The organism is Klebsiella sp. S69 (assembly GCF_016516145.1).
Classification (GTDB): Bacteria; Pseudomonadota; Gammaproteobacteria; order Enterobacterales; family Enterobacteriaceae; genus Klebsiella; species Klebsiella oxytoca.
Window position 1 is genome coordinate 65,613 of the sequence record NZ_JACVUU010000004.1, and the last position, 12,871, is coordinate 78,483.

A 12,871-nucleotide genomic window follows, 5' to 3' on the forward strand; every position below is an offset into this window, starting at 1 on the left:
CGCCGGCTTTTTCTTTTGTACGTTACTCCACGTATCGCTAAACTAACCCATTATCTTTACTGAGCGGAAATTCTGCGGATTGGGCATGGAAACGAAAAAAAATAATATTGAGTTTATTCCAAAATTTGAAAAATCCTTTTTACTGCCGCGCTACTGGGGCGCGTGGTTCGGCGTTTTTGCCTTCGGCGCAATTGCCCTGACGCCCGCGTCTTTCCGCGATCCGATCCTGGGTAAACTGGGGCGTCTTGTTGGTCGTCTGGCAAAGAGTTCGCGCCGCCGGGCGCAAATTAACCTGCTGTACTGCTTTCCGGAAAAAAGCGAGCAGGAACGTGAAGAAATAATTGATGCCATGTATGCCTCCGCGCCGCAGGCGATGGTGATGATGGCCGAGTTAGGCCTGCGCGATCCGCAGCGGATTCTTTCCCGCGTCGACTGGCAGGGCAAAGAAATCATCGATGAGATGCAGCGCAATAACGAGAAAGTGATCTTCCTGGTTCCTCATGCCTGGGGAGTGGACATCCCGGCGATGCTGATGGCGTCCGGCGGGCAAAAAATGGCGGCGATGTTTCATAACCAGGGCAACCCGGTATTCGATTACGTCTGGAATACCGTGCGTCGTCGTTTCGGCGGTCGTATGCACGCGCGCAACGACGGCATCAAACCCTTTATTCAGTCGGTACGTCAGGGATACTGGGGCTACTATCTGCCGGATCAGGATCACGGGGCCGAACACAGTGAATTTGTTGATTTCTTTGCCACCTACAAGGCGACGCTCCCGGCAATTGGTCGTTTAATGAAAGTATGTCGCGCCCGGGTTGTCCCGCTGTTCCCGGTTTACGATGGCGAAACGCATCGCCTGACGGTGCTGGTGCGCCCGCCGATGGACGATCTGCTGGAAGCGGACGACAATACCATTGCCCGACGGATGAATGAAGAGGTAGAGATTTTCGTTAAGCCGCATACCGAGCAGTATACGTGGATCCTTAAACTACTCAAAACGCGCAAACCCGGCGAAATCGAACCGTATAAGCGCAAAGAGCTGTATCCGAAAAAGAAATAGTCCGCGTAGACGCTGCGGGCAAAAAAAACCTGCCGACAACTGCCGGCAGGTTTTTTTATGGCGCAGCAAATTACTCGACGGTCAGAATACGGGTGGTATTGGTGCTGCCGATGGTGCTCATTACGTCGCCCTGAGTGACGATAACCAGGTCACCGGTCACCAGATAGCCTTTATCACGCAGCAGCGTTACCGCATCGTGCGCGGCGGCGACGCCGTCGCTTGCGCTATCGAAATAAACCGGAGTCACGCCGCGATACAGCGCAGTCAGGTTCAGCGTACGCTCGTGGCGAGACAGCGCGAAAATCGGCAGGCCGGAGCTGATACGGGAAGTCATCAGCGCGGTACGCCCGGATTCCGTCATGGTTATGATAGCGGTGACGCCCTTGAGGTGGTTCGCCGCGTACATAGCCGACATCGCAATGGCTTCTTCAACATTATCGAACTGAACGTCCAGACGGTGTTTGGAGACGTTGAGGCTGGGGATTTTTTCCGCGCCAAGGCAAACGCGCGCCATCGCGGCAACGGTCTCAGACGGATACTGGCCCGCGGCGGTTTCTGCAGACAGCATGACGGCGTCGGTACCATCCAGCACGGCGTTCGCCACGTCCATCACTTCGGCGCGGGTTGGCATCGGGTTGGTGATCATCGACTCCATCATCTGCGTCGCGGTAATGACCGAGCGGTTGAGCTGACGAGCGCGGCGGATTAATGCTTTCTGGATGCCGACCAGCTCCGGGTCGCCAATTTCTACGCCGAGGTCGCCGCGGGCTACCATGACAACGTCGGAGGCCAGGATCACGTCATCCATCGCGTCCTGATCGCATACCGCTTCCGCACGCTCTACTTTGGCCACGATTTTTGCATCGCAGCCCGCATCGCGCGCCAGACGACGCGCGTAGTTCAGGTCTTCGCCGCAGCGCGGGAAGGAGACGGCCAGATAGTCGACGCCGATTTTGGCGGCGGTGATGATGTCTGCTTTGTCTTTTTCAGTCAGCGCTTCGGCAGAGAGGCCACCGCCCAGCTTGTTGATACCTTTGTTGTTAGACAATGGTCCGCCGACGGTGACTTCGGTGAACACTTTCATGCCCTGAACTTCCAGGACTTTCAGCTGCACGCGCCCGTCGTCCAGCAGCAGGATATCGCCAGGAACCACGTCAGCCGGCAGGCCTTTATAATCGATGCCGACTTTTTCTTTATCGCCTTCGCCTTTACCCAGGTTCGCGTCGAGCAGGAATTTATCACCGATATTGAGGAAAATTTTGCCTTCTTTGAAGGTAGAGACGCGAATTTTCGGCCCCTGAAGGTCACCGAGAATAGCGACATGACGGCCCAGTTTTGCCGCAATCTCACGGACTTTATCCGCACGGAGCTGGTGATCTTCCGCGGTGCCGTGAGAGAAGTTCATACGTACCACGTTAGCGCCTGCGGCGATAACCTTTTCAAGGTTGTTATCGCGATCGGTAGCCGGGCCTAAGGTGGTAACGATTTTGGTTCTGCGAAGCCTTCTGGACATGTAATACTCCGTTGACTGAAACAACTTTGGTGTTGCGTGAACATGGATTCGGTAGCGCCAGCGAGCAAAGCCGCTATACCGGAACATTACCGACGTTGTAATAGGATACTGCTTTGTTTCTACTTTTATTGGTCATTACTGTGTAAGCTGAGCTCTTTATCAAAGCGCGATTCCTTCAGCGCTTCCTTGACCCTCTTCAAGTTATCTCTGAATTTCGCTCCCCGACGAAGGGTAAAGCCGGTTGCCAGTACGTCAATCACCGTCAGCTGCGCTAAGCGGGAAACCATTGGCATATAGATATCGGTATCTTCCGGGACATCCAGCGTAATGGCCAGCGTCGACTCGCGGGAAAGCGGGGTGCCCGGCGAAGTAATGGCGATCACCATCGCATCATTTTCGCGCGCCAGCTGCGCCAGCTCTACCAGGCTTTTGGTCCTGCCGGTATGCGAAATAATCACCACCACGTCATCGTCATTACAGTTCATACAGCTCATGCGTTGCAGGACGATGTCGTCGGAATAAATCACCGGCACATTAAAGCGGAAAAATTTGTTCATCGCATCGTGGGCGACGGCTGCCGATGAGCCCAGGCCGAAGAAGGCGATTTTCTTGGCCTGAGTGAGAAGGTCCACTGCCCGGTTGATCGCCGACATATCGAGAGAATGATGGACCTGATCTAAACTGGCCATAGCCGATTCAAATATCTTACCCGTATAGGACTCAACGCTGTCGTCTTCATCGACGTTGCGGTTAACATAGAGGGTACCGTGCGCCAGGCTTTGCGCCAGATGCAGTTTGAAATCCGGGAAACCGCGGGTTTCCAGACTGCGGCAGAAACGGTTGACCGTAGGCTCGCTGACGCCGGCTTCCAGCGCCAGGGCAGCAATACTTGAATGAATGGCCTGCGCGGGGGTTGCAAGAATGACTTCCGCCACTTTGCGTTCAGATTTGCTAAGGTGTTCCAGTCGGGACTGGATTTTTTCCAGCATATTCATGGGTAATCAGGCGCTCATCAATGGAAACGATTTCATTAATGGGTGAAATCATCAGGCGTTTTAGCAAGAATATACCCCTCCGTAGTCGGAAACGGTGAGGAATGACTTTAAAATATGTTGTTTTTTTTCATTACATGATCAGAGTCGTATTTTACTAACTGATAATCGGTCGAAACAACGAACAATACTAGCCGCATGCCCAAAAACTCAGCCCATATTTTCCTGCCTGTGCGATTTAGCCGCGGGAACGGGAGCGGAGGGTTTCGGGAAATTCGTAAACACAGTACGATGCAGTGAAAGAAAATTACAAATACAACTATAGCCTGGCATAAGCACCGGGCTATCAACTAAGGAGAATGACATGGCGGTAACGCAAACGGCCCAGGCATGCGATCTGGTCATTTTCGGCGCGAAGGGTGACCTGGCGCGACGTAAATTGCTGCCTTCCCTGTATCAGCTTGAAAAAGCTGGCCAGATCCACCCTGATACCCGCATCATCGGCGTCGGGCGTGCCGACTGGGATAAAGACGCTTACACCAAGGTAGTGCGTGAAGCGATGGAAACCTTCATGAAGGAGAAAATTGATGAAGGTTTGTGGGAGACCCTGAGCGGGCGTCTGGATTTTTGTAACCTGGATGTCAACGATACCAAAGCGTTTACTCGTCTGGGCAAAATGCTCGATCAGAAAGAGCGGGTGACGATCAACTATTTCGCCATGCCGCCAAGTACCTTCGGCGCGATTTGTAAAGGCCTGGGCGAAGCGAAGCTGAACGCCAAGCCGGCCCGCGTGGTGATGGAAAAACCGCTGGGTACCTCGCTTGAAACGTCCCGCGAGATTAACGATCGGGTGGGCGAGTTCTTCGAGGAGTGCCAGGTCTATCGCATCGACCATTATCTGGGTAAAGAGACGGTGCTGAACCTGCTGGCGCTGCGCTTTGCTAACTCGCTGTTCGTCAATAACTGGGATAGCCGCACCATCGATCACGTTGAGATCACCGTAGCGGAAGAGGTAGGCATTGAAGGTCGCTGGGGCTACTTCGATCAGGCCGGGCAGATGCGCGACATGATCCAGAACCACCTGCTGCAGATCCTGTGCATGATCGCCATGTCCCCGCCGTCGGATCTGAGCGCCGACAGCATTCGCGATGAAAAAGTGAAGGTGCTGAAATCTCTGCGCCGCATCGACCGCACCAACGTGCGTGAAAAAACGGTGCGTGGTCAGTACACCGCAGGCTTCGCGCAGGGCAAAAAAGTGCCTGGCTACCTCGAAGAAGAGGGGGCGAATAAATCCAGCCATACGGAAACTTTCGTGGCCATCCGCGTCGATATCGACAACTGGCGCTGGGCGGGCGTACCGTTCTACCTGCGCACCGGTAAACGTCTGCCGACCAAGTGTTCTGAAGTTGTGGTGTACTTTAAAACGCCGGAACTGAACCTGTTCAAAGAGACCTGGCAAGAGCTGCCGCAGAATAAGCTGACCATTCGTCTGCAGCCGGATGAAGGGGTGGATATTCAGGTACTTAATAAAGTTCCTGGCCTTGACCACAAGCACAATCTGCAAATCACCAAGCTGGATCTGAGCTACTCAGAAACCTTTAATCAAACCCATCTGGCGGATGCCTATGAGCGTCTGCTGCTGGAGACCATGCGCGGTATCCAGGCGCTGTTCGTCCGTCGCGACGAAGTGGAAGAGGCGTGGAAGTGGGTCGATTCTATCACCGAAGCCTGGGCTGCCGATCGCGATTCGCCGAAACCTTATCAGGCGGGCACCTGGGGGCCGGTTGCCTCCGTGGCGATGATCACCCGCGATGGTCGTTCGTGGAATGAATTTGAGTAATCGCCAGCTCCTCCGTCAGGGTTATTTTACCGGTAACATGATCTGACGCAGCAAGTCGCGTAATTTTTAATCTTTTAAGCCCCGGAGGATTCACCCCCGGGGCTTTTTTTATTACACTGGCTGCAGATATTTTGCCCCTGAGCCCCAGTACTTGTGCCTTGAGTCCCAAAAAGTACCGCTAAAGCGCTGCGGCCGGACAGATGAAATTTGAGGAGCCTTTATGAATTCTGAAATGTTACGGGTAACAAATCGCATCATCGAACGTTCGCGCGCTACCCGCGAAGCCTACCTCGCGCGGATTAACCAGGCCAAAACTGACACCGTTCATCGCGCCCAGCTGGCATGCGGTAACCTGGCCCACGGTTTCGCCGCCTGCCAGGCGGATGACAAAGCCTCGTTGAAAAGCATGCTGCGCAATAACATCGCTATCATCACCTCCTACAACGATATGCTTTCCGCCCACCAGCCCTATGAGCGCTATCCGGAGATTATTCGCAAAGCGCTGCACTCCGCGAACGCGGTAGGCCAGGTCGCAGGGGGCGTTCCGGCGATGTGTGATGGCGTTACGCAGGGACAGGACGGAATGGAGCTGTCGCTGCTCAGCCGCGAAGTGATTGCCATGTCCGCGGCGATTGGTCTGTCGCACAACATGTTTGACGGCGCGCTCTATCTCGGGGTCTGCGATAAAATTGTTCCCGGCCTGGCGATGGCTGCGCTCTCCTTCGGCCATCTGCCGTCTATCTTTATTCCTTCCGGTCCGATGGCCAGTGGCCTGGCAAATAAAGAAAAAGTGCGCATTCGCCAGCTGTATGCGGAAGGCAAAGTGGATCGTATGGCGCTGCTGGAGTCCGAAGCTGCGTCTTACCATGCGCCTGGCACCTGCACCTTCTACGGCACCGCCAATACCAACCAGATGGTGGTTGAGTTTATGGGGATGCAGCTGCCCGGATCGTCATTCGTGCATCCCGATGCGCCGCTGCGCGAAGCGCTGACCGCCGCCGCCGCCCGCCAGGTGACTCGTCTGACCGGCAACGGTAATGAGTGGATGCCGCTGGGCAAAATGTTTGATGAAAAAGTGGTGGTTAACGGGATTGTCGCGCTGCTGGCAACCGGCGGCTCCACCAACCACACCATGCACCTGGTGGCCATGGCGCGGGCGGCGGGGATCATCATCAATTGGGATGATTTCTCCGATCTCTCTGACGTGGTGCCGCTGCTGGCGCGTCTCTACCCGAACGGCCCGGCGGATATTAACCACTTCCAGGCGGCTGGCGGGGTACCGGTGCTGGTTCGCGAACTGCTGAAAGGCGGACTGCTGCATGAAGATGTTCACACCGTGGCCGGCTTCGGCCTCTCTCGCTACACCCTGGAGCCCTGGCTTAATAACGGCGAACTTGACTGGCGCGAAGGGGCGACCGCTCCGCTGGACGAACAGGTTATCGCCACCTTTGACAAACCGTTCTCTCGCCACGGCGGCACCAAAGTCCTGAGCGGCAATCTCGGCCGCGCGGTGATGAAAACTTCCGCCGTGCCGGTTGAAAACCAGATTATAGAAGCCCCGGCGGTCGTCTTCGAGAGCCAGCATGATGTGCTGCCTGCCTTTGAAGCGGGCCTGCTCGACAAAGATTGCGTGGTTGTCGTCCGCCATCAGGGGCCAAAAGCGAACGGCATGCCAGAATTACATAAACTTATGCCGCCACTTGGTGTATTATTGGACCGCCGTTTCAAAATCGCGCTGGTGACCGATGGTCGACTCTCCGGCGCGTCAGGCAAAGTACCATCGGCAATCCACGTGACGCCTGAGGCGTACGATGGTGGCCTGCTGGCGAAGGTACGCGATGGCGATATCATCCGCGTCAATGGTCAGACGGGCGAGCTAACGCTGATGGTCGATGACGCTGAGCTGGCCGCGCGTCAGCCCCATATTCCTGACCTGAGCGGTTCGCGTGTGGGAACCGGCCGGGAAATGTTCGGTGCGCTGCGTGAGAAACTCTCCGGAGCTGAACAGGGCGCAACCTGCATCAATTTTTAAGACGATTCGATTTATAGATCTGGCGAGAGAAAATCTGATGAAAAACTGGAAAACAACTGCAGAAGCAATCCTCACCTCCGGCCCGGTTGTACCGGTAATCGTGGTGAAAAAGCTGGAACACGCTGTGCCAATGGCGAAAGCGCTGGTTGCAGGCGGCGTACGCGTACTGGAAGTCACCCTGCGTACCGAGTGTGCGATGGACGCTATCCGCGCAATCGCCAAAGAAGTCCCGGAAGCGATCGTCGGTGCCGGGACCGTCACCAACGTTGAGCAGTTGAAAGAAGTGACCGAAGCGGGCGCGCAGTTTGCTATCAGCCCGGGCCTGACCGAATCTCTGCTGAAAGCGGCGACCGGTGAAGGCACCATTCCGCTGATCCCGGGGATCAGCACCGTATCCGAGCTGATGCTGGGTATGCAGTATGGCCTGAAAGAGTTCAAATTCTTCCCGGCTGAAGCGAACGGCGGCGTGAAAGCGCTGCAGGCGATTGGTGGCCCGTTCGCGCACATTCGTTTCTGCCCGACTGGCGGCATCTCTCCGGCAAACTATCGCGATTATCTGGCGCTGAACAGCGTACTGTGCATCGGCGGTTCCTGGCTGGTTCCGGCGGATGCGCTGGAAGCCGGTGATTACGACCGTATCACCAAACTGGCTCGTGAAGCGGTAGAAGGCGCGAAGTAATCTTCGCGCGCTTACCCGAGGCCCGGTCTGCAGTCCATGCGACCGGGCTTTTTTTATCCTTCGACGACGACCGCTGAAGCCGCCGCTTTAGCCCGCGCAACCGCTTCTTCGACGTTATCGGCTATCGCCAGCGTTACGCCCAGGCGACGTGAGCCGTCAATTTCCGGCTTACCGAACAAACGCAGCTGCAGACCCGCGCCGACCGCTGCCTGGAGGTTGCTGAAGGTGACGTTCTGGCTGCTCATCTGCGGCAGAATGACCGCAGAGGCCGCCGGGCCGTACTGGCGAATCGCGCCAATCGGCAGGCCGAGAAAGGCGCGGACGTGCAGGGCGAACTCGGATAAATCCTGCGAAATCAGTGTGACCATACCGGTATCGTGCGGGCGCGGCGAGACTTCGCTAAAAATCACCTCATCGCCGCAGACGAATAGCTCAACGCCGAACAGGCCGTAACCGCCCAGCGCCAGCACCACCTGACGGGCGATGTCCTGCGCGCGTTCCTGCGCCAGCGCGCTCATCTGCTGCGGCTGCCAGGATTCACGATAGTCGCCATCTTCCTGGCGGTGGCCGACCGGCGCGCAGAAGTGCACGCCGTCCACGGCGCTGACGGTGAGAAGGGTAATTTCAAAATCAAAATTCACCACGCCTTCAACGATAACGCGACCGGCCCCGGCACGGCCGCCCTGCTGCGCATACTGCCAGGCCTCAGCCAGCTGTTCGTGGGTACGAATAAAGCTCTGGCCCTTTCCCGAGGAGCTCATTACCGGCTTGACGATGCACGGCAGTCCTGTCTCGGCGACGGCCTCGCGGAAGGCGGATTCGCTGTCGGCAAAACGGTAGGCGGAGGTCGGCAGCTTCAGTTCCTCAGCGGCCAGGCGGCGGATCCCTTCACGGTTCATGGTGAGCTTCGCCGCGCGCGCGGTAGGGACGACTTTTTGCCCGGCCTGTTCCAGCGCCACCAGGGTATCGGTGGCGATGGCCTCGATTTCCGGCACGATAAAGTCAGGCTTTTCCTGCTCAATCAGCGCTTGTAAGGCTTCGCCGTGCAGCATATTAATGACGTGTGAGCGGTGCGCGACCTGCATGGCCGGCGCATCAGGGTAACGATCGACGGCGATGGTCTCAATTCCCAGGCGCTGGCATTCGATGGCCACTTCTTTACCCAGCTCGCCGGAACCTAACAGCATAACCTTTGTTGCCGCAGGGCGCAGCGCCGTACCTAATACAGTCATAACTCTCTTCCGCAGTAAAAAAACATGCGCCGCATTATAAACGAAAACGTTTGCGCATGTCTTTATGTGCATCATTTGAGTTCGCGGAAGAAATTTGATGTACTGTATAAAAACACAGTACTGAGAGGCTGCATCATGGCGGTTAAAATTAAATATGTAGTGATTCGTGAAGGTGAGGAAAAAATGTCTTTTGCCAGCAAAAAAGAGGCCGATGCTTACGACAAAATGCTCGATCTGGCGGAAGTACTGAACGACTGGCTGGTTGAGTGCCCGCTTACGCTCGATGAAGAGCAGCGCGATAGCATGGCGATGTGGCTTGCCGAGCGCAAAGACACCCTCAACCATATTCTGCGTTCCGGTAAGCTGCCGGAAGCTGAGGGCAGCGCCGATGCGCCAGCCGCGCGCGCAGAAGAAGCAGAAGAGGGTGACAAACCCGAAGAGGTCGTCGAATCGGCAGCCTCGGCACCGGCCAGGCCGCGCAAAGCGAAAGCCGCCTGAGCCATGCTGCCGCCGCCACTCGTTCTGGCGGTTGGCTCCCGCGCCGAGCGCCCGGCGCGACATTTGCTCATCTTTAGCTGACGATAACGTTTCCTGACGCCGCGTCGTTTAGGCTGGTGGTATCGCTTATCGCGCAACGAGGAAATGTATGGCTAACTGGCTTAATCAACTACAGTCTTTGCTGGGTCAGCAAGGGCAATCTTCTTCATCTGACGATCGGTCACGCGGCAAAGACTTCCTGCTGCCCGGCGCGCTTGGCGGCCTGGCCGGGCTGCTGGTTGCCAGCAAATCATCGCGCAAGCTGTTAGCCAAATACGGCACCGGTGCGCTGCTGGTCGGCGGCGGCGCGGTTGCAGGCAGCGTATTGTGGAATAAATATCAGCAGAAATTGCGTACCAGCGGGCAGCAGACATCGGCGGCGCCCACGCCCGCAACTGCGGCGTCCTCCGCGCCAGCCGAACTTGATGCCCGCAGCGAAAGGCTGATTATGGCGCTGGTCTTCGCTGCTAAAAGCGATGGGCATATTGACGAACGCGAGCGGGCAAATATTGAAGCGCAGCTGCGCGCGGCGAACGTTGACGTGCAGGGGCGGGTGTTAATTGACCAGGCGCTGGCGCAGCCCCTCGACCCGCAGAGCCTGGCGCAGGGCATCAGCAGCGAGCAAGAGGCGCTGGAAGTTTACTATATCAGCTGCGCGGTCATTGATATTGACCACTTTATGGAACGCAGCTACCTGAACGCCCTCGGCGAAGCGCTGAAGCTCCCGCAGGAAGTGCGTGAAGATATCGAACGGGATATCCAGGCGCAAAAACAGGCCGTAACGCTCTAAATCCGCACGTTTCGCTTGCATCGCTGGCGACTTTTGCCACCCTTATATATTGTGTAGTCACGTCACCCTTCAGGCTGCTGTGAAGCAGCCTGAAAATTTTAGTACTCAATACAAGCCGCAGAAGAATAAGCAGATGCCACCAAAAGCGAAACGGATCCCCCATGCCATGACATTACATGGCGACACGCGAATCGATAATTACTACTGGCTGCGCGATGACGATCGCGCACAGCCGGAAGTGCTTGATTATCTGCGCCAGGAAAATGAGTACGGTAAAAAAGTGATGTCTTCGCAAAGTAGCCTGCAGGACAGGGTACTCAAGGAGATTATTGACCGTATTCCGCAGCGCGAAGTGTCGGCCCCCTATAGCAAAAATGGCTATCGTTACCGTCAGGTCTATGAGCCTGGCTGCGAGTATGCGATTTATCAACGCCAGCCGGTCGTAAAAGAAGAGTGGGATGAATGGGAGGTCCTGCTTGACGGTAACCAGCGCGCGGCCGGCAGCGAATTTTACACCCTCGGGGGGTTAGGGGTTTCTCCTGACAACAACATGATGGCGGTGGCGGAAGACTATCTCTCCCGCCGGCAATATAGCCTGCGCTTCTACCCTTTAAACGACGGCGATGAATTTGCGGAAGTTCTTGAGAACGTCTCGCCTGATTTTGCCTGGAGTAATGATTCGCAGACCCTGTGGTACGTGCGTAAACATCCCACCACGCTGCTGCCGTATCAAGTCTGGCGCCATCGCCTGGGCACGCCGGCCAGTGCGGATGTTCTGGTGTATGAAGAGCAGGACGATACTTTTTACGTCAGCGTACACAAGACGACTTCCCAGCAGTTTGTGGTGATTTATCTGGCCAGCGCGACCACCAGCGAAGTGCTGCTGCTTAACGCGGAAATGACCGACGCCGAGCCGGTCTGTTTTCTACCGCGGCGCAAAGACCATGAATATAGCCTCGATCACTATCAGCACGCTTTTTATCTGCGATCCAACCGTGAAGGGAAAAACTTCGGCCTTTATCGCACTACCCTGCGCGATGAGCAGCAGTGGGAGACCCTGATCGCGCCGCGTCAGGAAGTGATGCTGGAAGGATTTACTCTGTTTACCGACTGGCTGGTTGTGGAAGAGCGCCAGCGGGGGCTGACCAGCCTGCGGCAGATCAATCGTAAAACAAGAGAGTCCCAGGGCATTGCCTTTGACGATCCGGCCTATGTGACCTGGCTTGCCTATAATCCAGAGCCGGAAACCGCTCGTCTGCGCTACGGCTACTCCTCCATGACGACGCCGGATACGCTATTTGAACTGGATATGAATACCGGCGAGCGGCGGGTACTGAAACAGCAGGAAGTCAAAGGGTTTGATGCCAGCCATTATCGCAGCGAGCATTTGTGGATTAAAGCCCGCGACGGCGTCGAAGTCCCGGTCTCGCTGGTCTACCGTCATGAACATTTCCGTAAAGGCGCCAGTCCACTGCTGGTGTACGGCTACGGCTCCTATGGCGCAAGCATGGATGCGGATTTCAGCGCCAGCCGCCTGAGCTTGCTCGACCGCGGTTTTGTGTTCGCTATCGCCCATATTCGCGGCGGCGGCGAACTGGGCCAGCAGTGGTATGAAGACGGAAAGTTTTTGTGCAAAAAGAACACCTTCAACGATTATCTCGACGTCTGCGATGCGCTGCTGGCGCAGGGCTATGGCGATCCGCGCTTTTGCTACGGCATGGGCGGCAGCGCCGGCGGCATGCTGATGGGCGTCGCGGTGAACCAGCGGCCTGAGCTCTTTCACGGCGTGGTGGCCCAGGTTCCCTTTGTCGATGTCCTCACCACCATGCTCGATGAGTCGATTCCGCTAACCACCGGTGAGTTTGAGGAGTGGGGGAATCCGCAGGATGAAGAGTATTACCGCTATATGAAAAGCTACAGCCCGTACGACGGCGTGCAGGCTCAGGCGTATCCGCATCTGCTGGTTACCACGGGCCTGCATGATTCGCAGGTTCAATACTGGGAGCCGGCAAAATGGGTGGCAAAACTGCGCGAGCTAAAAACGGACGATAACCTGCTGCTGCTCTGTACCGATATGGATTCCGGCCACGGCGGTAAATCCGGACGCTTCAAAAGCTATGAAGGCGTGGCGCTGGAGTTTGCGTTTCTGATTGGCCTGGCGCAGGGGACGCTGCCGGGCCAGGCGGAGGTATAGCG

At 56.3% G+C, this 12,871-nt stretch carries 10 protein-coding genes; 7 read left to right on the plus strand and 3 right to left on the minus strand.

Going from position 1 to position 12,871, the window contains the following annotated elements:
• Positions 1-85 precede the first annotated feature (85 nt).
• Positions 86-1,060, plus strand: a complete 975-nt coding sequence (gene lpxM / locus IAE27_RS05705; protein ID WP_064371970.1) for a lauroyl-Kdo(2)-lipid IV(A) myristoyltransferase — start codon at positions 86-88, stop codon at positions 1,058-1,060.
• Positions 1,061-1,130: 70 nt separating this feature from the next.
• On the opposite strand, the gene pyk is transcribed toward lpxM, so the two are convergent.
• Together pyk and IAE27_RS05715 are read right to left on the minus strand one after the other, a co-directional pair.
• Positions 1,131-2,573, minus strand: a complete 1,443-nt coding sequence (pyk, locus tag IAE27_RS05710) for a pyruvate kinase (protein ID WP_004103379.1) — start codon at positions 2,571-2,573, stop codon at positions 1,131-1,133.
• A 125-nt stretch (positions 2,574-2,698) separates the two neighbouring features.
• A complete protein-coding gene (locus IAE27_RS05715; RefSeq protein WP_004103378.1) occupies positions 2,699-3,568 on the minus strand; it encodes a MurR/RpiR family transcriptional regulator in 870 nt (289 codons plus the stop codon).
• A 361-nt stretch (positions 3,569-3,929) separates the two neighbouring features.
• On the opposite strand from IAE27_RS05715, the gene zwf reads away from it, so the two are divergent.
• The 3 genes from zwf to IAE27_RS05730 all read left to right on the plus strand — a co-directional run bounded on the left by zwf (position 3,930) and on the right by IAE27_RS05730 (position 8,116).
• Positions 3,930-5,405: a glucose-6-phosphate dehydrogenase gene (gene zwf / locus IAE27_RS05720; RefSeq protein WP_004103371.1), complete on the plus strand. Its 1,476-nt coding sequence runs from the start codon at positions 3,930-3,932 to the stop codon at positions 5,403-5,405.
• Between the two features lie 220 nt (positions 5,406-5,625).
• Positions 5,626-7,437, plus strand: coding sequence for a phosphogluconate dehydratase (edd, locus tag IAE27_RS05725; RefSeq protein ID WP_004103369.1), 1,812 nt, complete (start codon positions 5,626-5,628; stop codon positions 7,435-7,437).
• Between the two features lie 37 nt (positions 7,438-7,474).
• Positions 7,475-8,116 (plus strand): bifunctional 4-hydroxy-2-oxoglutarate aldolase/2-dehydro-3-deoxy-phosphogluconate aldolase, encoded by a 642-nt coding sequence (locus tag IAE27_RS05730; RefSeq protein ID WP_004103368.1) that lies wholly within the window; start codon positions 7,475-7,477, stop codon positions 8,114-8,116.
• 53 nt (positions 8,117-8,169) lie between these two features.
• On the opposite strand, the gene purT is transcribed toward IAE27_RS05730, so the two are convergent.
• The gene (gene purT, locus IAE27_RS05735; RefSeq protein WP_004103366.1) at positions 8,170-9,348 is read right to left on the minus strand and encodes a formate-dependent phosphoribosylglycinamide formyltransferase; all 1,179 of its coding nucleotides are present in this window, start codon (positions 9,346-9,348) and stop codon (positions 8,170-8,172) included.
• A gap of 135 nt (positions 9,349-9,483) precedes the next feature.
• Between purT and IAE27_RS05740 the strand changes: the two genes are divergently transcribed.
• The 3 genes from IAE27_RS05740 to ptrB all read left to right on the plus strand — a co-directional run bounded on the left by IAE27_RS05740 (position 9,484) and on the right by ptrB (position 12,869).
• The gene (locus IAE27_RS05740) at positions 9,484-9,846 is read left to right on the plus strand and encodes a YebG family protein (RefSeq protein WP_200092124.1); all 363 of its coding nucleotides are present in this window, start codon (positions 9,484-9,486) and stop codon (positions 9,844-9,846) included.
• 148 nt (positions 9,847-9,994) lie between these two features.
• On the plus strand, positions 9,995-10,675 hold the full coding sequence (locus IAE27_RS05745; protein WP_064344541.1) for a tellurite resistance TerB family protein: 681 nt from the start codon (positions 9,995-9,997) through the stop codon (positions 10,673-10,675).
• A 133-nt stretch (positions 10,676-10,808) separates the two neighbouring features.
• Positions 10,809-12,869 (plus strand): oligopeptidase B, encoded by a 2,061-nt coding sequence (gene ptrB / locus IAE27_RS05750; RefSeq protein WP_016808307.1) that lies wholly within the window; start codon positions 10,809-10,811, stop codon positions 12,867-12,869.
• Positions 12,870-12,871: the final 2 nt, after the last annotated feature.